The organism is Photobacterium sp. 2_MG-2023 (assembly GCF_030547675.1).
In the GTDB taxonomy this organism is placed as follows: Bacteria; Pseudomonadota; Gammaproteobacteria; order Enterobacterales; family Vibrionaceae; genus Photobacterium; species Photobacterium arenosum.
In genome coordinates, this window is sequence record NZ_JAUOQQ010000016.1 from 1 (window position 1) to 25668 (window position 25668).

The window sequence follows — 25668 nt, forward strand, 5'->3', positions numbered from 1 at the left end:
TCAGTTCACTGATAAATCTTTTATGACTGTATCATTGTCGAGTGCCCACACAGATTGCATGGTCAAATTGTTAAAGAGCGTTGCCAGACTTGCCATTGGCTTGTCGTGGACAGGGCGGCCATTCTAACGAATCAAACAAAGTAGTCAAACAATTTTTTATTTGCTTTCTTTGTGCCGCCTTTCATCAAAACCGAACTGATGTTTTCATCCGTTCCCGTCTTGGTGAGGCGGCATTATAGAGACTTGGAAAAGACTGACAACCCTTTTCTTAATAAAAAATGTTTAACCGGTCATAATTTCAACTAATGTAAAAATATGCGCCTTAAGTCAACATTATACGATCAATACATTCACTTTCTGGTAATCGTAAAACTATGCACGTACTATAATTGTGATTAATTTGTTAAATAAATCGCCTTCTAACTTTTCAATCGATGACACTGTAGCTTGCCTATGAAATTTTCCAACTCACACACTATGATCATTGCGCTGATAACTCTTATTGGTGCCATCATATTTAGCTTCATTTCTTCTACCGCTGCGATAGCCTTCGCACTGGGCGCCGTCTTATCCGGATTTGCCAATCATTACCTGAACACGAATCAGGATGAAAATATGATGGGCGATGAAAACCAGAGCAGTAAAACGCTCTATGTCGGAAACCTTCCCTATCGTGCTAACGAAAGTGAAGTTAAAGATTTATTCTCAGAGTACGGGGAGGTCTTTGCTGTTCGCTTGATGAAAGATAAACGAACAGGAAAAAGGCGGGGCTTCGGCTTTGTGGTTATGAGCAGCAAAGATGCTGACTATGCTGTCAGCAAGCTAAATGAGAAAGAATTTGGTCAGCGTACATTAAAAGTACGTGAAGCCAACGACCCTAAGAATGAGGATAGTTAAGGCTGATTACCCGGCCCAAGTTCATGGCTAATAGACTGTGATTTAAAATCACAACATTGGAATTCTCACCAGAATGATAGGTCAAGTTCTGCCATTGCGGTGACCTTCCTGTGGCCATGTCTCCCAACAGTGAATTGACCCGGCTAGCGATCGCGCTGCCGGAGTCAATCACATTCGTAGCCTGAACAAACACCTTACTGATTTCATCTTTTATCAGCGGAAAGTGAGTGCATCCGAGCACAACCGTATCGATTGCCGTGTGAAACCAAGGCTGCAATATCCCGGTCAGCTCGTCCAGATCAACCTTAGCTCCCCGTAGTTTCATCTCTGCCATTTCAACCAGACGCGTGTTGCCCAGCAAATGAACCTCGCAATCTGAAGCAAACTCCTGGATCAAAGCCTGAGTATATTGGCGTTTAACCGTAGCCGGTGTGGCTAACACGCCCAGGCTTTTCGTTTTACTCAGTAATGCTGCAGGCTTGATAGCAGGCACAACCCCAACCACAGGCAAACTCAGCGCAGCCCGCAGAGGAGGCAAGACGATAGTGCTGGCGGTATTACAGGCAATCACAACCAGATCTGCTTTATGTTTTATGACCAGAGACGACACAATGTGCAGGGTACGCTCAACCAATACCGCCTCGTCCAACTCACCATAAGGGAAAGCCGCATCATCAAATGCGTAGATGTATTGATAATGTGGCAGCTGGCGGTATATCTCCTGATAGACGGAGAGGCCGCCCACACCAGAATCAAAAATAAGGATGGTTTTCACAACGTCTTTCTGACTGCTCCAAGATAGAAGCTCTCATCATACTGGCTGACAGATAAAAGCCAACTATCACACATCAGTTTACTGTGACTCTGGTACTGAGATCCGATAGCGAAGATGGTGAAACCGGCCTTGGTTGTCTATATGCAGAGGTTCAAGCGCTAACTGCCCTGAAAAACATGGGGCATGGACCACCAGAGTATGAAATTCGCCGTCTTCTCCGCAAGGGTCCACCTCATCAGGCAACCGTGCGAGTAATGAGTGATTAAACCATTTACCGCAGAACTCACCGCTGAGCTGGCTGGTATCCACAGTGGTCAGAATCGTTTTTATCCCTCGTTGCAGCATTTCCTCGGCCAGCAGCTGGCTGTCCTCCCCCAGCAAAGGAAAAACACATTGCCAGCCGGCCGGCTCGATATAACTGCGCCGATAGGTTTCAATACCATTACAAAACATATCGCCAAATGCCACGGCTTCAACGGCCAATCCGCTATTGCGAATGGCTTCCACCACCAGCGACTGATATACGTCATTCGGAGGAAACACGTCAGGCAGCGGTATCTCAACCAAGGGGAGCCCTGTCAGCCGGGCCTGCGCCCGTACCACAGCGATTGGTGTTGCCTGAAACGGCACCTCGGTACCGACATAAGTGGTAAACAGCCCCACAACGTCAAAGGCAGGGCTTTCTAATAAGCGCAACAGCGTCAGTGTTGAATCTTTACCGGATGACCAACTGACTATCACTTTCTTTGGTTTCATTGTCGCCTCACGAAAAAGCCGCCCGAAGGCGGCTGAGGGTTAGAACTGGTAGGTCACAGAAGCGTAATAGCTTCTTTCCTGAACGTTGTATGAAGATTTCACCTCATAATCCGCATCAAACAGGTTATCGATACGCCCTCTCAGGGTCAGATTTTCTGATAAATAATAGCTGGCACCTAAATCAAACAGCGTAAAAGCACCCAATTTTTGAGTATTGATCGCATCCTCATAACTTGTGCCTTTGTAAATGGCGCTTAAGTCAAATTGCCATTGTTCAGCTAAGTAAGACATGTTCCACTTACCACTATGACGTGACCGACGAGCCAGCTCCTTTTTCGTTTCTTTATCTTCAGAATCTAAGAAGTCATAACTCAAATCATGACGGATAGGGCCAGTATCAAATCCTACAATAGCCTCAAGACCTTTCAGTTCAGCTTGATTGATATTGGAAGGCATCCAGTTGCCTAATGCATCAGGAGCCCAAGCGATCAACTTATCAACATCATTCTGATACCAGGTGACACCCCAATTAAAGAGTTCGTGCTGCCCCTGCAACGTAAACTCTGCTGACTGCGCCTCTTCAGGCTCAAGATCTGGATTTCCTTGTCCAGGCCAATATAGATCATTAAAAGACGGTGCTTTAAACGCAGTTCCGAGATTAGCAGAAAGTTGGACTTGAGAGGTTACATGATAAGCGGCACCCAACTGCCAAGTATTGTTTCGCCCATAACTATCGCTGTCATCTGTTCGGGCACTACCCTCAAATAACCAACGTTCATCATGGTAGATTGACGTGACATACAAAGCCATATTGTCTCGCTTGTCATCCGTGTACCGGCTTAACGAGTTCGACACTTTTTCACGATTCCATTCCAGGCCACCACCAAAATCAACATTTGAATTCAGCTGGTAATGATTTTGCCAAGCTGCAACCGTTCTGTCTGTGGCAATTTGACTTCCAGAAGATAAATCAAATTTATTCTCGGATTCATCTTCGTTATAAGCCAAAATGACCTCACTGTTGAAGCGATCATCTGAATACTTTAGGTGGCTGGCAAGGTTATAGAGCGAGTTGTCGGCCTCAGCGCCAGATTTGGAAGATCCATCGTCATACTCGGATTCGCCGTCCTGAAAGTAGCCTTGTAAGCTGACTGTCCAGTTATCATCAATGTGGGTACCAATTTCAGCGACAGCATTACTCTGCTCGAAGCCATCATTGTCTGATTCGTAAGGGTCTTTACGCGCCGAAAAACCATCTGCACCATTCGTTTTAATCGCTACTTTGCCCCATGATGCATTTCCAATTTCACCAGCAAAAGAAGCACCCAATTCGTAGAAGCCGTTACTGCCTCCACCTATAGTGGCCTGAGCAAGACTCTCTCCCTGCTGGTAAGCCGTAATGATATTAAGTACACCACCGATAGCATCAGAGCCGTATTGCGCAGCACGTGTACCTCGTACAAGTTCAACCCGTTCAACACCGGTTAATGGTATTTGGCTGAAATCAACCGCTCCCAATGTCGCACTACCGATGCGCACACCATTAATCAGTACCAGCAAATGAGCGGACTTAGTCCCTCGCACAAAAACTTCAGTTGTCTGACCATAACCGCCAGCAACAACCTGCACTCCTGGTAAGCGACGCAGTACTTCTGTTAGGGATTTGGCCTGAATAGCATCAATTTCTTCTTTGGTAACAACAGAAACAGATGCAATCGTATTCTTGGCAGATTGCTCAAAACGGTTGGCGGTCACCACCATGGTCTCATCGGTGGTGTTCTGGGCGGAAACGAGCGAGGATTGCAGACACAAAGGTGCCAACGCCACGGCTAAAAGCGTTTTTTTCATTGTCATGGATACCTTAAATCGCGTTGAAATCTGGGCAGTCTCCATACTGCCTGTCTCGCTGGTCGGTCTTCGGACTTGAGAGCATGGTTGAACAACCGCCTAGGACAACGACTTCCCATTTCATCTGGCCGGCGTTGCGCTTGCCTGATGAAACAGTGTCTGGCTATCTGCCTTGTGTCTTTCGTTCTCTCTTACCGCTGCGCGTCAGTTACGGATTCTCACCGTATTCCCCGCCTGCGAACAGGCAAACCAGCGCAGCGGAATGCTAGTTTTACCGGTCGGAATTGTCTAGTTTAGTTTGCTATTAGTCATGACAAATCTATCTGGCCTGCACTTTTCTCCTCCCTTTCTCTGGACATCAGTCAACAATGCAATAAAATCTGCGCTCTTATTTTGAGCAGTTTTGAGGCAACACCATGGCAGCAACCCCAATCAACCCCGCCACCTACCAAGCACAACTGGACGAAAAGGCCGAGCGTATGCAGGCGCTGTTTGCTGACGTAGACACCCCGGAGTTGGAGGTGTTCGCTTCTCCTGCTCAACACTACCGTATGCGTGCTGAGTTTCGTGTCTGGCATGAAGGTGAAGACCTGTATTACATCATGTTCAATCAGGAAACCCGCGAGAAGTACCGGGTCGATCAGTTTCCGCAAGCCAGCCGTCTGATCAATGATTTGATGCCGTTGCTGGTAGATGCCATGAAGCCGAACCGGGCACTGCGTCATAAGCTGTTCCAGGTCGATTTCCTGTCCACGCTGAGCGGAGAGATTCTGGTTTCCCTGCTATATCACCGTCAACTGGATGATCTGTGGGTCGCAGAAGCCAAAGCCCTGAAGCAAAGGCTGAATGATGAAGGGTTCAACCTCAATCTGATAGGTCGTGCACGTAAACAGAAAATCGTGCTGGATCAGGACTATGTGATTGAGAAACTGACGATTCACGATCAAACACTGACCTATCAGCAGGTTGAAAACAGTTTTACCCAGCCTAACGGCGAAGTGGCGCAAAAGATGCTGGAGTGGGCAGTAGACTGTACTCAGGACAGCGAAGGCGATCTGCTGGAGCTGTATTGCGGCAACGGCAACTTCTCGCTGGCACTGGCAAAGAATTTTGACCGTGTGCTGGCCACAGAACTGGCCAAGCCGTCGGTGGAATCGGCACAGTACAACATTGCAGCGAACAAGATAGACAATGTGCAGATCATACGTATGTCTGCTGAAGAATTTACTCAGGCGATGGAAGGGCAGCGCGAGTTTCGCCGCCTGAAAGACAATAACATTGATCTCAGCAGCTACAACTGCAACACCATTTTTGTTGATCCGCCCCGCTCAGGCATGGACGAGGATACCTGTCGCATGGTTCAGGCCTATGAGCGTATTGTCTATATCTCCTGTAACCCGGACACCTTAAAAGCTAACCTGGAGATTCTGGGTCACACCCATCGCATTACCCGGTTTGCGCTGTTTGATCAGTTCCCTTACACCCACCACATGGAAGCGGGTGTAATGCTGGAACGTAAATAATCCAAGCGAAAACGGCAAAAACGAAAAAGGCGCCTCAGGCGCCTTTTCTGTCTTTCATGCTGAGAGATTATGCATCATCCTGAGCTTTGGATTTCGATTTCGGCTTCATCACACCCATGCGGTAAGCGACCCACAACAGCAACGCTAAACAAATCATCAACGGCAGGAAGTTAGATCCCATATCCGGTGCCTGCGCGCGCAGAAAGGCAGAATAGCCAAAGGCGCCGACCAGAAACAAAGCAAAGGCAATGGCCGGGGTCCCTTCCGCCATCGGGCGTGTCAGGTAGTCCTGATACATGCAATACACAGTCATCACAAAAGCAATCACCGGAAAAATAGAAAAAGCGACAGCACTGGAGGTAAATACTGCCAGCGTGGCGTTACCGCACAGTCCTGCTAACAGTGACAGGATTAAGGTCTTGCGTTCTGCTTTAACTTGTTGCTTGTCCATATCTTCACCAACATACTCAATTAAGGTTTATGCGCCAGCGTGTTGCGCTCACGCTCTTTACGATACCAGTAAGCTCCTTTGGCTATCATTCGCAGTTGCATGATTAAGCGCTCTGCATGTTCTGCCCGCGACTGACTGTCCAGATCCAGTGCATCGGCTCCTGAGCTGAACACCAAAGTGACTAACGCTTCAGCCTGGATATAAGCTTCTTCGTGCCGGCTCCCGCCTTTAGCTTCCAGATACTCAGTGAGTTCCGCCACGAAGTGCTGAATTTCTCTCGCCACAGCAGCACGGAATGCCGGCGAGGTGCCGGAGCGTTCCCGTAACAGCAAACGAAAAACGTTCGGGCTGCTTTCAATAAATTCCATGAAGGTTTCAACAGAAGTGCGGATAACACTGCCTTCTTCAGCAATGCGCTGGCGAGCCTGACGCATCAGCTGGCGAAGCAGTAAGCCACCTTCATCAACCAATGTTAGTCCAAGTTCATCCATATCTTTGAAGTGACGATAAAAAGATGTGGGTGCTATACCAGCTTCACGCGCAACTTCGCGCAAACTGAGATTGGAAAAACTGCGCTCAGCACTGAGCTGGTTAAAGGCTGCGTTAATCAGTGAACGCCGGGTTTTTTCTTTTTGTTGGGCCCTGATCCCCATGGGTTCCTGCTTCTGTTAAGTTGCCAGTTTGAGTCTCACTATACCCGCTTTCAGCCACTTGATCAGCGCCAATCCACACTTTGCCGGTGGGAATACTAACGGCCCTGTCAGGTGGAAGCAAAATCACAAACGTCATTTTCCCTGTCGGCTCACAAACTGCTGTCTGCCAGCGATAAAAATGGGGGTTTCTTCTGCCACAACGTGATCCTACGCGCTCTATCGGGGAGTCGCGATTTTCCCTTCGATTGGAAAGCGTTACACTCCGCACCACAGAAACAATCGGATAAATAAGGCGGCCCATGAGCACTCAACACCCCACGACTCCTTCTCACTATGATGTGATTATTATCGGCAGCGGACCCGGAGGCGAAGGGGCCGCCATGGGACTGACCAAAGCAGGTTTCAGCGTCGCTATTATTGAACGTGAAAGCCGTGTCGGCGGCGGCTGTACCCATTGGGGCACTATCCCCTCTAAAGCACTGCGTCACGCGGTCAGCCGTATTATCGAATTCAATAAAAACCCGCTCTACAGCAAAAACACCACCACACTGCACAGTACTTTCAGCCAGATTCTTGGTCACGCGCAGACAGTGGTCAGTAAGCAAACGAGAATGCGCCAGGGCTTTTATGATCGCAACAGTTGCCCCATCATTGCCGGTGAAGCCAGTTTTGTCGACCAACACACCATACGTGTTCGCCACCCTGACGGCAGTCATGACACCTATACCGCCGATAAATTCGTGATTGCCACCGGCTCACGTCCTTACCAGCCCCAAGATGTCGACTTCACCCACCAGCGCATCTACGACAGTGACTCCGTGCTGCGTCTGCAGCACGACCCGCGCCACATTATTATTTACGGGGCCGGGGTGATCGGCAGTGAATATGCCTCTATCTTCCGCGGCCTGGGGGTAAAAGTTGACCTCATCAACACCCGCCAGCGGCTGCTGGAATTTCTCGATAACGAGATCTCTGACTCGCTGTCTTACCACCTGTGGAACAACGGTGTGATGATCCGCAGCGGGGAGGCCTACAACAAGATTGAAGGCACAGAAGACGGTGTGATCCTGCATCTGGAATCCGGCAAGAAAATGAAAGCCGACTGCCTGCTGTACGCCAACGGCCGGACAGGTAACACAGATCGCCTCAACCTGGAGGTGGTCGGACTGACACCAGACTCACGCGGCCAGCTGTCCGTCGACCAAAACTACTGTACCGAGGCCGATAACATTTATGCGGTGGGTGATGTGATTGGCTATCCGAGTCTGGCGAGCGCCGCCTATGATCAGGGCCGCTTCGTGGCGCAGGCCATAGCAACCGGTCAGGCTCAGGGCCAGTTGATCGATCACATCCCAACCGGTATCTACACCATTCCTGAAATCAGCTCTGTGGGTAAAACAGAGCAGCAGCTGACTGCGGAAAAAGTCCCTTATGAGGTGGGACGGGCGCAATTCAAACACCTGGCCCGCGCTCAGATAGCCGGTACCGATGTCGGCAGCCTGAAGATACTGTTCCACCGCGAAACCAAAGAGATCTTAGGGATCCACTGCTTCGGTGAGCGGGCGTCTGAGATCATTCACATTGGTCAGGCGATCATGGAACAGAAAAACGGCGGTAACAGCATAGATTACTTCGTCAATACCACCTTTAATTACCCGACCATGGCTGAAGCCTACCGGGTGGCCGCACTGAATGGACTGAACCGCCTGTTTTGAAAGCACCACTCCGCAGCCAATGCTGTGGAGCGGTACACACCATAAAAAAACGGCGCTCTAGGCGCCGTTTTACGATTGGGACTTTTGCGATTGGGGCTTTGCTTATCGGCGGTTACCGCGATAAGCCGGTGATGGGTTAAGTACCATGTGACGGTTGATGTCTTTAAACAGCAGGTAGCGGAAACGACCCGGACCACCGGCATAGCATGCCTGCGGGCAGAAAGCGCGTAACCACATATAGTCACCGGCTTCCACTTCCACCCAGTCCTGATTCAAATGATAAACCGCTTTACCTTCCAGTACGTACAGACCATGTTCCATCACATGAGTCTCATCAAACGGAATGATCCCGCCGGGCTGGAAAGTCACTATGTTCACTTGCATGTCGTGACGCATATCTTCAGAATCAACAAAGCGGGTTGTTGCCCAGGCATCGTTGGTGTCAGGCATCGGCGTTGGCTCGATGTCATTCTCATTGGTTACAAAGGCGTCAGGCACCTCAATACCTTCAACAAATTCATAGGCCTTGCGGATCCAGTGGAAACGCACCGGCGCATCGCCATTGTTTTTCAGGCTCCACTTGGCTGATGGCGGCAGATAGGCATAACCGCCGGTTTCCATCTGATATTGCTCGCCTTCCAGCGTCAGGGTCATCTCGCCTTCTACCACAAACAGCACACCTTCCGCACCCGCATCCAGTTCGGGTTTGTCGCTGCCGCCCTGCGGGGAGACTTCCATGATGTAATGGGAGAAAGTTTCAGAAAAACCACTCATTGGCCGGGCAATCACCCACAGCCGGGTATTGTCCCAGAACGGCAGAAAGCTGGTCACGATATCACTCATCACGCCCTTAGGAATGATGGCATAGGCTTCGGTAAAAACCGCGCGGTCAGAGAGAATCTGTGTTTGCGGTGGCAGGCCACCTGTGGGGGCATAATAAGTATTCCGGGCCATTACATATGTCCTTTCATGTATAGCAGTATTACTGCGCCAATGGATAAGCAGAGTCTTGACGAGGCTGCTGTTTCAATTCTGAATTGTGTTGATTGTAGATCATGGCAATTTGATTTATAAATTAAATAACTTAATGCCAAGTAGTGGGATTTCCACTGGTAACGGATTATGAATCAGAACAAGACGTTAGACCCGGTGCTGCTGCGCAGCTTTGTCGCCGTGGTCGATTCCGGCAGCTTTACCCGAGCCGCCGACAGTACTCACCTCACTCAGTCGACGGTCAGCCAGCAGGTCCGCAAACTTGAGTCTCAGCTCGGCTGCGAACTGTTGCACCGCAAAGGCCGCTATGTCACTGCGACGCTGGAAGGCGAGCGGGTGCTCAATTATGCCCGCCGTATCCTGCAATTGATGAACGAAGCGGTCGTGCAGACCAGTGTCAGCGCCGAACAGCAAAAGATCCGGCTTGGGGTGCCGGAGGACTTTGCCACTCACGCCATCATGCCCACGCTGCATGCTTTCTCAACTGAGTTTCCGGGCATCCGGTTGGAAGTGAAAAGTGGCTTATGCAGCGATATATGGCGGAAATTTCAGAGTAACGAGCTGGATTTAGCCCTGGTCAAGCAGCGGCAGGGCAGCCTGCCGGGGTTAGCCAGCTGGCCGGAGCCTTTGTGCTGGATTGATAGCTTACACAGCAATAACCTCGACAGGCAGCCGGTACCCCTGGTGTCTTTTCCTATTGGCGGCCTGTATCGCAATGAAATGGCCCATACGTTTGACAGCCTGGGCAGAAGCTGGCGCCTGGCCTACGTAAGCACCAGTTTGTCGGGGGTTTGCTGTGCCGTCGAGGCCGGGCTGGGTATTTCGCTGCTACCTAGAAGGCTGGTGACCGAGCACCACAGAATTCTGGATCAAGATGACGGACTGCCGCCGGTGCAGGATATGGAAGTGACCCTGCATACCCAGGATAAGCTGTCGGCGCTGAGCAAAACCCTGGCAGAGCGACTGATCAGTACTTGCGATCGCATCTTTGAACATGAAGTCTGAGGCGGTTTTTCCCGAGCGGCTGACAACGTACCACGGCCTCTTTCTGTCAAAAGAGGCCAAGTCAGCCCACTTAGCTGGCTTCCATCATCCGGTTGTCCGGGGTCAGGATATCTGCCCAGGGCAGGCTTTCATCGCCCAGCGTAATAAAGTTCGGGTTCTCCAGCGTGTGGCGCTCATTGTAAGACAGAGGTGTCAGGTGGGTATTGAGAATACGTCCGCCCGCTTCTTCCACAATGCACTGTGTCGCCGCTGTGTCCCACTCGCCTGTGGGGCCTAAACGCAGGTAACAATCGACTGCCCCTTCTGCCACCAGACAGGATTTCAGGGCCGCTGACCCCAGCGGGACTAAGTCGTAATTCAGCGCCGGATCCAGCCGGTTGGTGATCGCCCGGATATCCTGGCGGCGACTGATAGCCACAGCTATCGACTGGGTCGGCCCTTCGTGCTTATGGGTCGAGATGGAGACAGTTTCACCTTCGGGGGTAATTTTCCAGGCCCCCTGCCGGCGGCTAGCGTAGTAAACGACACCTGATACCGGCGCATACACCACACCCATCACAGGGTGATTGTTCTCAACCAGGGCGATGATTGTGGCAAAGTCGCCACTGCCAGCGATGAACTCTTGCGTACCGTCGAGAGGATCGACCAACCAGTAACGCTCCCACTGCTGGCGCTCTTCCAGCGGAATAGTTGCATCTTCTTCAGACAATACAGGAATATCCGGAGTCAGCTCGGTTAACCTTTCCAGCACCAGTTTGTGGGCGGCCAGATCTGCGCTGGTCACAGGCGTATTGTCAGTCTTGATCTGTTTTTCGAACTGACCACGCTGATAAATATCAAGGATCACCTGTCCCGATTCCCGGGCAATTTCTATCACGGATGGAATTAACATCGACAGCTCCATCTCACACTCCTGCTAGGATAAGTACTTCAATGCCAGGAACAAGGCGGTAATGCTTCTGGCTTCAGCAAAATCAAGATGGCTCAGTAACTCTTCAGCCTGTGACAATGGCCAGCGCACAATATCCAGCGGCTCAGGTTCATCGCCGATCAGTTTCTCGGGAAATAAATCCTGCGCGAGAAACAGCGTCATCCTGCTGGAAAAATAAGACGGCGCCAGCACCACTTCTTTCATTGGCACTAACTGTCTGGCACCAAAACCAATTTCTTCTTTCAATTCCCGGTTAGCGGCTTCGTCGGCCGTTTCGCCGTGGTCTATCAAACCCTTGGGAAAGCCGAGTTCATAGCGATCCGTTCCTGCCGAATACTCACGCACCAATAAGAGATCGCCCTCTGCCGTCACAGGCACCATCATCACAGCATGCCGGCCGCTGGGTTTCATTCGCTCATAAGTACGGGTTTCACCGTTACTGAAACGGAGATCCAAAGACTCTATTTTAAACAGGCGGGATTGTGCCACCACCTCGGTTGCCAGAATTGTCGGTTTCTTATTCTCTGCCGCCATCATATTTCCCTGTCACTTGGTCTGTCTGCTATTAAATGGCATGGCGGTCATGAAATAAAGGAAAATGCGTATTCAGACATATTTGATTTTCCTCACCCCGCCAGACCAGGTGTCGCTGCGCAGCCTGTGGCCTACAGGCGACCGGTATAACGAATAGGATAACGGCCATCGGCATCCGGGTTGCCCAGCCATTTCATCTGTTCCTGTAAGCCTGATGGCAGCTCGGCGCCCGGTTTAAACCAGCCATTCAGGTTATAACGCTGATCCGTGGTTAAGCCCGCTTGCCATTCGCTGCTTACCTGGGCCGAAGCCTGATTGGCCGTCGCCGCCAGTTGCCCGTCATTACAGCTCAGTTCCGCCAGTACCTGACCGGGATCGACGTCACCCAGCGGTGTGCCTATGCTGGCTCCACTCCACACCAGTCCGCCGTCCAGCGACTGGCAGTAAGGCACCGCAAACCTGTAGTCACGAACGGTGAGTTCGAAGTTACCGCCCAGATTCAGAGGCACCGGAAGGCGTGCATACTGAATCGCCTGCTGGGCAGGCAGGGATAACAGCAAGTTCTGCGCATACAAACCACTGAGATCCGCGCCCATCAAACCTCGTCCTCTCAGCCCCAGATCACTGCCCTGGCCCAGTCGCACCGCAAATTCAGCATTGGCACTCAGCAGCTTCCACGGACTGAGTTCCCAGTAAACCTGCCCCAGGTTCCACTGCTGCCAACGCACCTGACTCGCGGCCCCTTGCCAGGGCGTTCCGCTGATGCCGGTCACCGACAGTCCGGGCACCTTGGGCACATACTGCCACACCCAGCTCGCCGGCAAATGCACCAGCAGACTTACAATCAGGGCCAGCGCAAAACTCACCCCTAACAATATTTTGTACCTCACGCTTAGCCTCGTCCCAGCTGTAAACGGTTCACTTCTACCAGCCCTGCCTGATTGGTTTTTGATACATCCAGAAACTGCGCTTCAATACCGTGTTCTTCACGCAGAAAAGCCAGCCAGTTAACTAATGTATTAAAGGGCAAAGGCTGCACCCAAACCTGAACGGCTTCGTCACGCGGCTGCATTCTGATCAATTCAATGCGAAACCGGCGCGTGGTTTCATTGACGACCTGATTCAGCCCCTGGGGGCTGACACTGCCAGTTGCGCCGGTTTTAGCCCGCAACGCGGTAATATCGTCGGCCTTCTCGCTGACCCAGCTCAGTAGCTGACGCTCTGTTTGCAGATTTTGCTCGGCAGAGTCAGCCCTTTGTGCCATCGGCTGCCAAATGCCCCAGTATAATACGGCAATCACCAGTGCGATTGCGCCGCCAATCACCAGACGCTGCTCTCGCCCGCTTAATGCTTTAAACCACTGATTCACGAACGTCTCCTCAGCACCAGCGCACCACTTACCTGCTGGCCGTCACGGTTAAGCTGGCCCTGTTCAACTTCAAATCCTTCCACCAGCAAAACCCTGAGCTGTTCGAAATGCTGGAATTCAGCCGCCACCGCCTGCAACCTCAATTCATGGCGGTTGTGATCGTATTTCAGATTCTGCACCGAGATCTGCGGCACTTTCAGTAACGCCGGACGCAGCTCAATCAGCCAGGGCAAAACCCCCTGACCCGATTCCGCACCGCCGAGGCGTGACAGCTCCTGATTCATCTGGCGTTTCAGGTAACTGCTGGTGGGAATATTGTTAAATTGCGGCAGTACCTGACGAAAGATACGCTCACTCTCGGTTTTATAGGCCAGCGCCTGATTTTCCATACCCTGCACACGCACCACATATTCAGCTACCAGCACGCCCAGTACCAGCACAGCGGCAATGCCCACTTTTCGCCAGGGCTTAAGCGCTTTGTGCCAGGTCGGTTGCAGTTTATAAGGACCGGACAGTAAATTGACTTTGCTGTCATCAGCCCCTTTCGCCAACAAGGCCATCACAAGCTCAGGCGCTTCGGCCTGCCAGTGTCCCGGCATGCCGGATGGTGCTGGGGTGAAATGACGAATCCGGTGCTGACTGACCGAATCTTCTGTGTCGTCCGTTAACGCCTCGGCCGCGGTTTGCGCATCGGCGCTCTGCGCTTCTGGGGATTCCTCTTCCAGCACCTGGCTGATTAATGGCACCTGTTGTGCCATCATCCAGCTCGCCAGCCATTCGGTGTCGGCGCAAATGCCCTGAGTCGCCGACTGGCGCAATAGCCACTGACCATCAATCTCGGCGGCACTGTAACTATTGTCAAAGGCCGGCAAACAGAGACAGTCTGGAATGATTTTTCGTACCACCAGCCCGGCATCGTCACATAACGACAACCAGTGCTGCATCCGCTGATGTCCGACAACAGCAACATCCGCCTTATCGGCTTCCCGCTTAAGCATATGAATGTGCAGGTCATCAACATCCTGCGCCAGCTCTTCTTCCAGCAGATACGGCAGTACCTGTGCCAGTTGACGCCCGGACCCGGATGGGATCGATACCTGGCTCAACAGCACATCGCTGCCTGATACCAGCAGATACACAGGCCGGTTTTCCCCGTATGCCGCCAGCTCGCCCAGCTGATCAGTGTCAGCCAGTTCACCCGAGGCAATCACTTCCTGTTGCTGTGGCGACCAGACCAGCCAATGTACCGGCCCGTCAGGACGGCTACTCAGCCTTATCGTCAGAAACTCGCTCACTCATTCCTCCATAACGGCGACGTACGACAGTCACCTTGTTCTCCCCGTCTCGTTTGAGCAGGGCTAATATTCGCAATCGCGTACGATCCACTGTCACTTCCGCATCGAGCTCAAAAAAATCACTTTTTACGGCCAGGTAAGATTTCGCCTGCTTGCGCGCCGCTTCAGTCAGCCGGTTAACGGCCCCTTCGGCCAGAAAGGCATCCACATCCTGCCAGCCGTCATAAGGGCGGTTCTCTATCAACTGACGGGCATCATCCAGGCTCAGCTCCGGGCTGAATACGCCGACCAGCAACGCTGCCTGAGCTGGCTGGATCGTATTGACATTGATCAGCAGATCGGTCGACGGTAAGGCACATAATAAAGGGCGAGCCTGCTGATACATGGTGGCACTCACGCCATTCACCGCGCGAAACTCACTCACATCTGCCATCAGATTTCTGGGCGGCAGGTATGCCGGTGAAAAACCTTCATAGCTGCTGTCGCCTGCACCGTAGGCGCTGTACACTGTCTCGTCGGGATCGACGTACTCCCACACCGAATCCGCCGCCACTTCTGCTTCATAGCTTTCCGCTCCCGCCTCTTCTAACAGAGCCTGCAGAAAACGTACCCGAAACGGCTTCTGGCTGCGATCCTGCTCAGGTGCCTGACCCGACAAGGCATTCAGGTTATAGCACGCCTGCAGATCATAGATATTTCCCTGCACTTCGCCATTATCCAGCGGATAGCTCTGGCCTTCGGTTGCCCAGACCTGGCTTAAGTTAACAGTGTCACTGTCCGCCAGACTCTGTTCTATCGCCACTTTGGCCAACTGCTCCATCCCCTGGCTGTACCAATAGGCCTGCTGGTTAAAAACCTGATTCTCAACCCGGTAGAAATTCAGTTGCAGACGATCTGTCATCTGAACCGCCAGCAATGTCATTATGGCTAACAGCAGCAGGGCCACAATTAAGGCTACCCCTTGCTGTCTGGCGGGGGACTGTCTCATGAGGCGGTCTCCTCATCTGGCTTTTCTGCGTCCGGCAATACCGCTTCCGGCAGCATATAAACGCGCTCTATCTTACCCAGATCTTCCAGTGTCAGGGTGACAGCAATGCCTTTGGGCAATCTGGTATTATCTGACCAGGCTTCCTGCCAGCCTTGCGCACCGTAGTAGCTGAATGACAAAGCCGTCACCCCTTGCAGCACCTTACGCACCAAAGGCTCAGTACCTACCACAGTGTCGGGATAGCGAAACCACACCCGCTCGAGTTTGTCATCAATAATGCGATAGCCCACCCGGAGAATCTCGCTGCGGGGAAACATTTGCTGTGGGTTCTGCCAGCCATCGCGGGTAAAAATAATGCCGTGACTGGCGGAATCAAGCAGGTATTCGCCGCTCTGCAACAAAGGGGCACTCTCGTTATTGCCCTGCTGCCTGACCTGACGGCCGATAATCTGACGAAAATCGTTGTCCAGCATCAGCATGGCCCGCTGAATTTCCTGTAACCGTTGGTTATGCTCCCGCGACTGTTCATCGCTGCGCTGCACCCCGTTCATGACCTGATAGGCCGACAGGCTGAACATAGCAAACACCGCAATAGCCACCAGTACTTCGAGCAGTGTAAATCCCGCATGTCGCGATAATGGCTGACGATGCTCAGTTCTCAATGTAAGTCCTTAAGGTCGCCACCCTGTCTTTCAGTGCCTCATCGGTAGCGACAACGATATCCAGAGCTCGGAGGTAGCCATCCGCTGTGGCGGTGCTTTTGATTGACCAGTACCATTGCCGTCCGGCGAGCTCAGATTTGCCTTTCTTCTCGGCGGTCAGCCGCTCGCCTGCAATGCGAATTCGGGCCAGCTCATTATCCGCTACCATGGTGGCAAAGGTTTTCTGCTCCAGGTAGCCCATAGCGTTGATGTGCTGTCCGACCGCCTTCATCACACTCAAGGCGGCCGTCGCAAAAATGGCCATGGCAACCAGCACTTCCAGTAACGTGAAACCCGTTTGAGAAGATAATTTCCGCCGGGAACTCATTGGCCTGACTCCTCTCGGGTGGCTCCCGGTTCAAGCAGGTGCAATTGTCCGACTTCATCGGCTTCGACTGTCCAGATATCACCTTCTCCACTGGCATCAAACGACACAGTAAAAGGCGTATACTCACCACTGGACATCACGATAATCTGCGGCGGTTTGGCTTTTTCATCTTCTTCACTGGCAAAAAGATCCTCGTCAAACAGCGAACCGGGTTCGAACAAACGATCCTCGTCCTGCCAGGCGTCGCTGCCAACCTTGACTTCCATGCCGAGCGTATCGGGCAAAGTGACTTCGCTGAAGTAACGTGAATCCTTGAGGGGTTGCCAGCCTTTCGGGTCCAGCTCAAAAAACTGGTAGCCCTGCCTGTCAACCCGGACACCGTAATCACGGCCATTCAGCATGGCATCTTCACCCAGCAGTTGCACCAGATAATAAAATCGCTGTGATTCTTCTTTCAGCACCTCATTTTTAGGCGCCGGCAGTGTCATCACAACGGCTACGGCGCTGGTGGCCAGCAGTACCAGCACCAGCATCAGTTCAATCAGCGTAAATCCGGCAGCTGCACGTTTCATAGTTTGAATTAACGGTAATCCAGCATATTCCAGTTACCGATATCGGTATTGACCTCTTCACCGCCTTCCTGGCCGTCAGCACCCAGGCTGAAGACATCCACCGGACCATGTTCACCAGGCATCACGTAGTTATAGTCGTTACCCCAAGGGTCTTTAGGCAGACGCTTGATATAGCCACCGTTACGGTAATTACGTGGTTCAGGGCTTGACGAAGGCTCAGTCACCAGCGCATCCAGACCTTGATCTGTGGTTGGATAAACACTGTTATCCAGCTTATACATATCCAATGCCTGCTCCAGCGCACCAATATCGGTCACGACTTTCTGCTGATCGGCCTTTTCTTTATTACCCAGCAAGTTCGGGACGACCAGACTGGCCAGTACGCCCAGAATCACGATAACCACCATGACTTCCAGCAGGGTAAAACCGCGTTGTTGACGTTGCATTGACACACCTCCAAAAGGGAAAACTACATGCCCACCATGTTATTCAGGGCAATGATTGGCATCAGAGTCGCGATAACGATAAACATCACCACCCCAGCCATTACTACAATCAAAAGGGGTTCAAACACCCCCAGTGCCATGTTGACCAAAGATTCGAAATCTCTGTCCTGATTATCGGCCGCCCGGGTCAGCATCTGCTCCAGCTCGCCACTGCGCTCACCACTGGCTATCATGTGGAGCATCATGGGCGGAAACAGCTTAGTTTGTTCCAGTGAGACGCGAAGACTGGCGCCTTCCCTGACCTTATCGGCTGCCTCAAGGATTTCCTGATTCACCCAGGTATTGGTCATGACCTGAGAGGCCACCTTCATTCCATCAAGCAAAGGGATGGCACTGGAGGTACAAATCGACAGCGTGCGGGCAAAACGGGATGTATTCAGGCCACGCGCCACTTTACCGATAACAGGAACGCCCATCATCCGCCTGTCCCAGCGCAGCCGCAGGTCCGGACGACGCAACGCCATCCGGATACCCGCAATCAGCAGTATGATGACCAGCACAACGGCCAGTCCCCAGTGCTGAACAAAATTACTGGCGGCCAGCAGCACCTGAGTGATCTGCGGCAATTCCTGCCCCATATGGACAAACTGATCCACAATTTTCGGCACCACAGTGGCCAGCAAAAAAGCCACCACAGACACGGCAACCAGAGTCAGCATGGTCGGGTAAATCAGCGCTTGCTGCAGCTTACTGCGCATTTTCTGCCGGTTTTCAGTGTAATCGGCCAGACGGTTGAGCACGGTATCCAGATGGCCGGATTTTTCCCCTGCCGAGACCATGGCCCGAAAGAGCTGGTCAAAGATATGAGGGAATTCTGCCATGCTGTCTGCCAGGGTGTAGCCTTCAACTACTCTAGAGCGCACCGCCAGCATCATGTTTTTCAGACGGACTTTTTCGCTCTGCTCGGCCACCGCGCGCAGGCACTCTTCTAACGGCATCCCCGCCTGGACCAAGGTGGCCAGCTGGCGGGTCAGCAGGGACAGTTCATTGGTGCTGATCCCGCGGCGAAACGCAATCCGCCCGCCCGCCTTGCGCTTTTCACGCTCATGACTCTGGCTGACTTCAACCGGGATCAATCCCTGCTCGCGCAGTTGCTGGCGAAGCTGACGGGCCGTGTCGGCTTCCATGACGCCTTTTTTCTGGCGTCCTTTGGTATCCAGGGCCTTATATTCAAATGCTGCCATCAGCCCTCCCTGGTCACTCGCATCACTTCTTCAAGCGTGGTAATACCCTGGCGGACTTTGGCAAGACCATCATCACGGATACTCGGGGTGTGCTGGCGGATCACTCTTTCTATCGCCTGCTCGCCGGCATCGGCATGGATCAGCTCCTGTACCTGTTCATCCACCAGCAGCAGTTCGTGAATCCCGGTCCGGCCACGATAGCCTTTGTTATTGCAGTGCTCGCAACCGACGGCATGGTAGAGGGTCAAGGACTCATATTCCGGTACATCGAACAGCTTTTTCTGCTCACTGTCAGCCTGATAGGGATCGCGGCAATGGGGACACAGCGTCCGTACCAGACGTTGCGCCAGTACCCCCAACAAAGAAGAAGAGACCAGGAAAGGCTCGATACCCATATCGCGCAAACGGGTCACGGCACCAATCGCTGTGTTGGTGTGCAGGGTCGACATCACCATATGACCGGTCAGGGAGGCCTGCACGGCAATGGAAGCGGTTTCCAGGTCACGGATCTCACCGACCATCACCACATCCGGATCCTGACGCAGAATCGCCCGCAGCCCACGGGCAAAGGTCATGTCCACTTTGGTATTCACCTGTGTCTGACCTATGCCATCGATATCAAATTCAATCGGATCTTCGACTGTCAGGATATTTCGCTCATGGCTGTTCAGCTCCTGCAGGCCGGCATATAAGGTGGTCGATTTACCCGAGCCAGTCGGCCCTGTCACCAGTATGATGCCGTGCGGACGGGCAATCAGGTACTGGAAACTTTTGTGAATACGGGGCGTCATGCCCAGGCTGTGTAAATCCAGCCGGGTCGCATTTTTATCCAGCAAACGCAATACGACACGCTCGCCGTGCGAGGACGGCATGGTTGACACCCGCACGTCTACCGCCCGGCCACCGATGCGCAGAGAGATCCGGCCATCCTGAGGCACGCGTTTCTCGGCGATATCCAGCCGGGCCATGACTTTGATCCGGGAGACCAGAAGCGGTGCCAGCTTGCGGCTCGGGGTCAGCACCTCGCGCAGCACGCCATCGACACGAAAACGAATCGACAAGGTTTTCTCAAAGGTCTCGATATGGATATCCGAGGCTCCTTCCTTGATCGCTTCAGCCAGCATGGCATTGATCAGCTTGATGATTGGCGCGTCATCTTCCGATTCCAGCAAGTCTTCGGTTTGAGGCAACTCTTCAGCCAGCGAGAAAAAGTCATCGCTGTCAGAGCCCAGATCTTCCATCAACTGACGCGCTTCCGACGAATCACGCTGATAGGCATCGGTGAGGCGTTGTTCAAAAGCATGCGGCTCCAGCGCTTCAACGCGAAAACTGCGGCCAGACACCCGGCGCACTTCCGCCAGCACCACAGCTTTTAGCGGTCCGTCATGATAAAGCACCCTGCCGTGTTCACCCGTTTCAAGCACCACTTTATGACGCTTGGCGAAAGAAAACGGCAAACGGAACTGCACCAGATCGGCCGGGCGCAGCGTGTCCATCACTTCTCCTCCAGACGGGAGACAAATGCCCGTACTTCAGGGGGCAGAGAAATATCTTCGCCATATCTCGGCAATACCGGGGTTTTGGTCTCCGGCATCAGACGCAGGCCTTCATCGGCCTTATACAGCTGCTCAGCCCGGATATAGTTGTACTTACGCTGGGTAATACCATCTGCCGTCACGCCATCACGGATAATGGTCGGCTTAATAAATACCATCAGGTTGGTTCTGCCCTTACTGGTATTGTTGGATTTAAACAGGTGGCCCAGGATAGGAATATCGCCAAGAATCGGGATCTTGGATTCATTTTCGTTGGTCTCGTCCTGGATCAGGCCGCCCAGGGCAATCATCTGTCCGTCCTGAATCAGCACAGAGGTGGTAAGCTGTCGCTTGGAGAAACGCACGTCAACCGCGCCGTTGGCACCCAGAACGTTAGAGACCTCTTGCTCAATCTTGAGCTGCACAGAATCCCCTTCGTTAATTTGCGGGGTCACTTTGAGCTTGATACCCACTTCTTTGCGTTCGACGGTCTGGAATGGGTTATCGTTATTAGAGCTGGCCGTTGAGCCAGTCACCACAGGTACTTCCTCACCGACAATAAACGAAGCTTCGCCATTGTCCATCACGGTAATACTGGGTGAAGACAGGATGTTAGATTCACGGTCTGTGGCCACCGCATTGACCAGCATGGTCCAGTCACCCATGATCAAGCCCAGTACCGCACCATTGGCACCTGACAGCACCTGGCCCAGAGTCGAAAAATCGCCGCTTTCGGTAACTTCCACGTCAACCAGATTGTTATTATTGTCAAAGCGCTGCTCGGTCCGGGTAGTATCCTTCGCCTCTTCCAGACCAATCAGATACTGACCGACAGGCACATTAGAGTTGTTAAACTGCACTATCCCGTTTTCTTTCGAACCGTACTGAATACCGAAGTTGATACCGGCCCCTTCAGACAATTCAACAATCATCGCCTCAATCAGCACCTGAGCACGGCGGATGTCGAGCTGGGCAATGATGTTTTCCAGCGCGCGCATGATATCCGGCGGTGCCGTCAGGATCAGGGCATTGGTGTCGGCGTGCGCGGCTATCATCACATCATTTTTCTTAGCAACAGCAGCGGCCTGACCATTGCCTTGTTTTTCGGCCTGCAAGTTATCGGATACCCCTTTCAGTACATCGACCAGCTCTTCGGCATTGGCGTATTTGAGGTAAACGACACGGTTATTGCCCGAGCTCGCCATTTCTTTATCTAACTGGCGTATCAGACGTTTAAGGCGCTCACGCACTTTAGGATCGCCGGACAGCAGCACAGAATTGGTGCGCTCATCCGCGACTAATTTAGGTTGCAGAAACTCTGGCGTCGACTTGGCATCAGCCGACTTGTTCAGGGCATCGACAATGCGCACCATCTCTGCGGCAGAGGCATTATTGAGCTCAACCACGTCGATCTCTTTATCACCGGCACGGTCAACCCGCTCAATGATATCCGCCAGACGATTAACGACGGCCGCACGGCCGGTGATCATGATGATGTTCGCCGGGTCGTAGTGCACCACGTTACCCGCACCTGCGTTATCGTTCAGCTGACGCAGCAGAGGAGACAGCTCTCTGACGGAGACATTGCGTACCGCCACCACCCGGGTCACCACTTCATCACCCTGCGCCTGGGTTTTGCTGTCAACGACAGGAATAGAAGAAATTTTCGCGTCTTTATCACGGATAACTTTCAGTATGCCGTTTTCCATTTCGACGACGGCAAACCCGTACACTTCCAGTACGTTGAGGAAAAACTGGTAATACTGTTCGTCGTTCAGCAGATCATAGCTGCGGACATTAACCTGCCCTCTGACAGAGGGATCCACAATGATAGTTTTCTGCAGATTACGTCCAACAATGTTGATAAACTCTTGAATATCAGTTCCTTTGAAACTGGCGCTGAATTCACTTGCCATCAGGGGAGTCGACAGCAAGCTGGCCGCCAGCCACAGGGTGCCCTTACCCATCCATTTTTTCACAAAAAACTCCTGCGTATATACGCAATGTATTCGTGCCGCTATTGCAGCTCTATCAATATGTCATGTAACTGCCCGTCACGCTCTACTGTTAATGTCAGTTCAGTGGCAGAGGACAGCTCAGTCCACAACCGTGCCATCACGGTCGGGTCCTTCAAATCATTGCCGTTAAGACTCACTGCCAGATCTTCCGGCTGCAGCCCAACGGCATCAAAAAGCACACGGTTTTTCCCTGGATTAACCCGATAACCTATCAGCTCATCATCCTGCTTTACCTGAGATAAACGAATGTATGAGAAGAGGTTTTGTGGCTTGTCCATGATCTCTTGTTTTATCTGCGCCAACTCGTCACCGGCTCCCTCGGACTCGGTAGAATCGGGCTGCACTGTCGGCTCGGGTGCCTGCCGTGCAGCCGGTGCAGTAGAAGGGGCTGACACCTGAGACCCATTCTGGCCAAACTTTTGTCCGTCCAGCATCAGTGTCTCATCGCGCCCGTTGTTACGGATAATGACCCGGTCAACAAACACCCCCTGCAAGGTCGCGCGCGTGCCGTCTATCGCTTCATTCAAACCATAGGTATTCTGCTTACCCCGATTGGTGATCACAGCCAGAGTGGTTTGCGGGTTGTTACTCGCCACCACCCCAACCAGTGTCAGGTTAAGTTTAGTCTCTGGTGCATCCTGTTTAACAGGTTGCTGAGGAATTGCCTTAGGGGCATCCGCCCGATAGCGGCCGAACAGCTCCAACGTCAGCAATTCAGATACTTGCAGCCCCTGCTGATTAGCCCCGCCAGACTTGATGCTGGGTGCCTGCCAGGCCGGCGGCGCTTCCACTGGTTGTAATGCCGACCACACAAGACGCCCCAGCATCCAGGCCAGAACAACCACCAGACACCAGGTCACGATTCGGGTCAGAGACTGCATTGAGGGCATACGTTTTCCCGTCACTGCCTGACGCCAGTGCATTGTTACCCTAGCTACATCCATTTGCTGTTTTCTGCCTCATGACTCTTTGTAATCAATAATATGACAAGAAAAGCCCGGATTGAGTTCCAGTTATTTCAAGCGGATTTTTGCTTGCCGCAATCCCGACGCTCATCTTGTTGCATGACAGGTTAATATAGCAAACCCACTCACTGAAAAAATACTACTCATTTAGCAGTGTGTTATTTCGTGTGAGGAAATTCCCATTCATTGTTGAATTTGCGATCCGGCATCACCATTTAATAACTACTGTGTACCTGTAACGCTGACTTTTTGTGCAACGAAACAAGGTCTAAGACTATCTTCGCATTACAGTAAACCCAAACACTGTGAATGCGCTGTGTCAGATCAAGCCAAAACGAACGGTATTTTTCCTTGGCTTTTCGGGTCGTTAGCCAAAATGTGACACTGGTGATCTGTGACTTACCCGGATCGCTATCACCTTGGCTCAGAGACAATCCGGCAGGGAATCAGGCTATGCAGCTGACGCAGCATTTCCATTGTGATATTTTTAGCGCCCATTTGGGTAAGGAGCCTATTTTATGAGTCGGCAACCCTCCGAATCCGATACAACAGAAGTGCGTCTGGACAAATGGCTGTGGGCTGCCCGCTTTTACAAAACCCGCTCGATCGCGCGAAACATGATCGACGGCGGAAAAGTGCACTATAACGGCCAGCGGTCCAAACCCAGCAAGCTTGTCGAGCTGGGGGCTGAAATCAAACTTCGGCAGGGTAATGAGGAAAAAACAGTCACTATCCTCAAAGTGTCCGGTACGCGTCGTGGCGCCCCGGAGGCCCAAACCCTTTATCAGGAAACAGCAGCCAGCCTGACTCAGCGCGAGCAACAGGCACAGATGCGCAAGCTCAATTCGCACAATCCGCACCCGGACAAGCGCCCGGATAAAAAGCAGCGACGCGATATACTTAAGTTTAAAAGCAATCACTGACAGTGAGTGCCGGAGAAAACCAAATCATGACCAGCGATAATCTTTACCGTTACCTGTTTGACGATGTGTCTGTTCGCGGTGAACTCGTACAACTCACCGATACCTATCAGCACATTATTGCCAGCAAGGACTACCCTGCGCCTTTGCAGACACTACTGGGCGAATTGCTGGTTGCCACCAGCCTGCTGACGGCCACTCTGAAATTCGAGGGGTCCATCACGGTACAACTGCAAGGTGACGGTCCTGTGAAACTGGCTGTGATTAATGGTGATCACAACCAGCAGATGCGTGGTGTCGCACGTTGGGACGGCGAACTGGCTGCGGACGGCAACATCCACGATCTAATGGGCAAAGGCCATATGATCATTACCATCACACCGAACCAGGGTGAACGCTACCAGGGCGTGGTCGGCCTGGAAGGCGACACGCTTGCCGCGTGTCTGGAAAGCTACTTTGCTAACTCAGAGCAATTGGCGACCCGCATCTGGCTGCGCACCGGTGAGGCCGACGGCCAGACTAAAGCCGCAGGCATGCTGCTGCAGATCCTGCCAGATGGTAAAGGCGATGCCAGTGATTTTGAGCACCTGGAGCAATTAACAGAGACAGTGAAGAATGAAGAGCTGTTCGGTCTGCCTGCTCAGGACGTGTTATACCGCCTGTACCACCAGGAGAAAGTAAAACTCTTTGATCCGCAACCGGTGATTTTCCACTGCGGCTGCTCTCGCGAGCGCAGCGCCGGTGCCATTAAGTTACTGGATCGTAATGAAGTTGAACGTATTTTGCAGGAAGAGGGTAAAGTCTCACTGCATTGCGACTACTGTGGCACCAGCTACGATTTCGACAGTTTTGATATTACCAGCCTGTTCGAAACCGGCTCCGAAGCCGACGATTCGCAGCTGCATTAATTTTCATCCATTATTAAGACTGAAAGTAAATTACATAAGCCAGCTACATGCTGGCTTTTTTTTTAACTCCTCCACACTTTTATGCTGCTTTCTGAAATGCAAGCACAGCTTATTCATGCTTAATTGGCAAGGAATATTAATCACTTACACTGGCATAAACCTTTCCAGACAGGGTAAAATTAGGCTAGGTACAGATAAAAACACTAGAAAGTAACCATACTTTGTATGTGGTTACGACAAAAGCTACCTCCCTGTACGCAGGGTAAAAAAAGACAGCCTAACTACCTCTTACCCCCCA

At 52.1% G+C, this 25668-nt stretch carries 26 protein-coding genes and 1 riboswitch; of the genes, 6 read left to right on the forward strand and 20 right to left on the reverse strand.

The genetic code is table 11. The features are described from left to right. Positions 1 to 453: 453 nt before the first annotated feature. Positions 454 to 897, forward strand: a complete 444-nt coding sequence (locus Q4491_RS13725) for an RNA-binding protein (protein WP_027251547.1) — start codon at positions 454 to 456, stop codon at positions 895 to 897. Here Q4491_RS13725 and murI read toward each other — a convergent pair. From murI to Q4491_RS13740, 3 genes are all read right to left on the reverse strand, one after another. After that, entirely contained in the window at positions 878 to 1672 is a 795-nt protein-coding gene (gene murI / locus Q4491_RS13730) for a glutamate racemase (protein WP_192017459.1), read from the reverse strand. The genes Q4491_RS13725 and murI overlap by 20 nt on opposite strands. Before the next feature lie 78 nt (positions 1673 to 1750). Continuing rightward, positions 1751 to 2428, reverse strand: a complete 678-nt coding sequence (locus Q4491_RS13735; RefSeq protein WP_218386240.1) for an adenine nucleotide alpha hydrolase — start codon at positions 2426 to 2428, stop codon at positions 1751 to 1753. Between the two features lie 39 nt (positions 2429 to 2467). Beyond that, on the reverse strand, positions 2468 to 4276 hold the full coding sequence (locus Q4491_RS13740) for a TonB-dependent receptor (protein ID WP_303458212.1): 1809 nt from the start codon (positions 4274 to 4276) through the stop codon (positions 2468 to 2470). 42 nt (positions 4277 to 4318) lie between these two features. Next, a riboswitch (cobalamin riboswitch) is annotated at positions 4319 to 4545 on the reverse strand. Between the two features lie 147 nt (positions 4546 to 4692). Between Q4491_RS13740 and trmA the strand changes: the two genes are divergently transcribed. After that, on the forward strand, positions 4693 to 5799 hold the full coding sequence (gene trmA, locus Q4491_RS13745; RefSeq protein ID WP_218386245.1) for a tRNA (uridine(54)-C5)-methyltransferase TrmA: 1107 nt from the start codon (positions 4693 to 4695) through the stop codon (positions 5797 to 5799). A gap of 67 nt (positions 5800 to 5866) precedes the next feature. Here the strand turns inward: trmA and Q4491_RS13750 are convergent, their stop codons facing one another. Then, a complete protein-coding gene (locus tag Q4491_RS13750; protein ID WP_218386248.1) occupies positions 5867 to 6250 on the reverse strand; it encodes a YijD family membrane protein in 384 nt (127 codons plus the stop codon). A gap of 20 nt (positions 6251 to 6270) precedes the next feature. After that, on the reverse strand, positions 6271 to 6903 hold the full coding sequence (gene fabR / locus Q4491_RS13755; RefSeq protein ID WP_027251541.1) for an HTH-type transcriptional repressor FabR: 633 nt from the start codon (positions 6901 to 6903) through the stop codon (positions 6271 to 6273). Positions 6904 to 7202: 299 nt separating this feature from the next. Here fabR and sthA point away from each other — a divergent pair, with 299 nt between their 5' ends. Then, positions 7203 to 8618, forward strand: a complete 1416-nt coding sequence (sthA, locus tag Q4491_RS13760; RefSeq protein ID WP_303458216.1) for a Si-specific NAD(P)(+) transhydrogenase — start codon at positions 7203 to 7205, stop codon at positions 8616 to 8618. 102 nt (positions 8619 to 8720) lie between these two features. On the opposite strand, the gene Q4491_RS13765 is transcribed toward sthA, so the two are convergent. Further along, positions 8721 to 9572 (reverse strand): bifunctional allantoicase/(S)-ureidoglycine aminohydrolase, encoded by an 852-nt coding sequence (locus tag Q4491_RS13765; RefSeq protein ID WP_192017453.1) that lies wholly within the window; start codon positions 9570 to 9572, stop codon positions 8721 to 8723. 168 nt (positions 9573 to 9740) lie between these two features. On the opposite strand from Q4491_RS13765, the gene Q4491_RS13770 reads away from it, so the two are divergent. Further along, positions 9741 to 10616, forward strand: coding sequence for a LysR substrate-binding domain-containing protein (locus Q4491_RS13770; RefSeq protein ID WP_303458219.1), 876 nt, complete (start codon positions 9741 to 9743; stop codon positions 10614 to 10616). 70 nt (positions 10617 to 10686) lie between these two features. Here Q4491_RS13770 and cysQ read toward each other — a convergent pair whose 3' ends face one another. The 14 genes from cysQ to gspC form a co-directional block, all read right to left on the reverse strand. Next, complete coding sequence (cysQ, locus tag Q4491_RS13775; protein WP_218386253.1) at positions 10687 to 11520, reverse strand: 3'(2'),5'-bisphosphate nucleotidase CysQ; 834 nt, start codon at positions 11518 to 11520, stop codon at positions 10687 to 10689. 12 nt (positions 11521 to 11532) lie between these two features. Beyond that, positions 11533 to 12081 carry an ADP compounds hydrolase NudE gene (nudE, locus tag Q4491_RS13780; RefSeq protein WP_218386327.1) on the reverse strand — a complete coding sequence of 183 codons (549 nt, stop codon included), beginning with the start codon at positions 12079 to 12081 and terminating at the stop codon, positions 11533 to 11535. A 131-nt stretch (positions 12082 to 12212) separates the two neighbouring features. Then, entirely contained in the window at positions 12213 to 12971 is a 759-nt protein-coding gene (locus Q4491_RS13785; protein WP_303458221.1) for a type II secretion system protein N, read from the reverse strand. A 2-nt stretch (positions 12972 to 12973) separates the two neighbouring features. Then, on the reverse strand, positions 12974 to 13450 hold the full coding sequence (locus Q4491_RS13790) for a type II secretion system protein M (RefSeq protein WP_303458223.1): 477 nt from the start codon (positions 13448 to 13450) through the stop codon (positions 12974 to 12976). Next, entirely contained in the window at positions 13447 to 14745 is a 1299-nt protein-coding gene (gene gspL, locus Q4491_RS13795; protein WP_303458225.1) for a type II secretion system protein GspL, read from the reverse strand. Before gspL ends, Q4491_RS13790 begins: the two co-directional genes overlap by 4 nt. Further along, the gene (gspK, locus tag Q4491_RS13800; RefSeq protein WP_303458227.1) at positions 14714 to 15733 is read right to left on the reverse strand and encodes a type II secretion system minor pseudopilin GspK; all 1020 of its coding nucleotides are present in this window, start codon (positions 15731 to 15733) and stop codon (positions 14714 to 14716) included. The genes gspL and gspK overlap by 32 nt, the downstream gene beginning before the upstream one ends. Further along, positions 15730 to 16395 (reverse strand): type II secretion system minor pseudopilin GspJ, encoded by a 666-nt coding sequence (gene gspJ / locus Q4491_RS13805; RefSeq protein ID WP_303458229.1) that lies wholly within the window; start codon positions 16393 to 16395, stop codon positions 15730 to 15732. The genes gspK and gspJ overlap by 4 nt, the downstream gene beginning before the upstream one ends. Continuing rightward, positions 16385 to 16762 carry a type II secretion system minor pseudopilin GspI gene (gene gspI / locus Q4491_RS13810; RefSeq protein WP_192017444.1) on the reverse strand — a complete coding sequence of 126 codons (378 nt, stop codon included), beginning with the start codon at positions 16760 to 16762 and terminating at the stop codon, positions 16385 to 16387. Before gspI ends, gspJ begins: the two co-directional genes overlap by 11 nt. Then, entirely contained in the window at positions 16759 to 17334 is a 576-nt protein-coding gene (gene gspH / locus Q4491_RS13815; protein WP_192017443.1) for a type II secretion system minor pseudopilin GspH, read from the reverse strand. The genes gspI and gspH overlap by 4 nt, the downstream gene beginning before the upstream one ends. A gap of 8 nt (positions 17335 to 17342) precedes the next feature. Beyond that, positions 17343 to 17780, reverse strand: a complete 438-nt coding sequence (gspG, locus tag Q4491_RS13820) for a type II secretion system major pseudopilin GspG (RefSeq protein ID WP_218386264.1) — start codon at positions 17778 to 17780, stop codon at positions 17343 to 17345. A 23-nt stretch (positions 17781 to 17803) separates the two neighbouring features. Beyond that, on the reverse strand, positions 17804 to 19024 hold the full coding sequence (gene gspF, locus Q4491_RS13825; protein WP_192017441.1) for a type II secretion system inner membrane protein GspF: 1221 nt from the start codon (positions 19022 to 19024) through the stop codon (positions 17804 to 17806). Then, positions 19024 to 20523: a type II secretion system ATPase GspE gene (gene gspE / locus Q4491_RS13830; protein WP_303458234.1), complete on the reverse strand. Its 1500-nt coding sequence runs from the start codon at positions 20521 to 20523 to the stop codon at positions 19024 to 19026. Before gspE ends, gspF begins: the two co-directional genes overlap by 1 nt. Beyond that, entirely contained in the window at positions 20520 to 22538 is a 2019-nt protein-coding gene (gene gspD, locus Q4491_RS13835; protein ID WP_192017439.1) for a type II secretion system secretin GspD, read from the reverse strand. The genes gspE and gspD overlap by 4 nt, the downstream gene beginning before the upstream one ends. Before the next feature lie 38 nt (positions 22539 to 22576). After that, entirely contained in the window at positions 22577 to 23521 is a 945-nt protein-coding gene (gene gspC / locus Q4491_RS13840) for a type II secretion system protein GspC (protein ID WP_225445341.1), read from the reverse strand. A 539-nt stretch (positions 23522 to 24060) separates the two neighbouring features. On the opposite strand from gspC, the gene hslR reads away from it, so the two are divergent. Then, positions 24061 to 24465 carry a ribosome-associated heat shock protein Hsp15 gene (hslR, locus tag Q4491_RS13845; RefSeq protein ID WP_192017438.1) on the forward strand — a complete coding sequence of 135 codons (405 nt, stop codon included), beginning with the start codon at positions 24061 to 24063 and terminating at the stop codon, positions 24463 to 24465. 26 nt (positions 24466 to 24491) lie between these two features. Further along, positions 24492 to 25370, forward strand: coding sequence for an Hsp33 family molecular chaperone HslO (hslO, locus tag Q4491_RS13850; RefSeq protein ID WP_192017437.1), 879 nt, complete (start codon positions 24492 to 24494; stop codon positions 25368 to 25370). Positions 25371 to 25668: the final 298 nt, after the last annotated feature.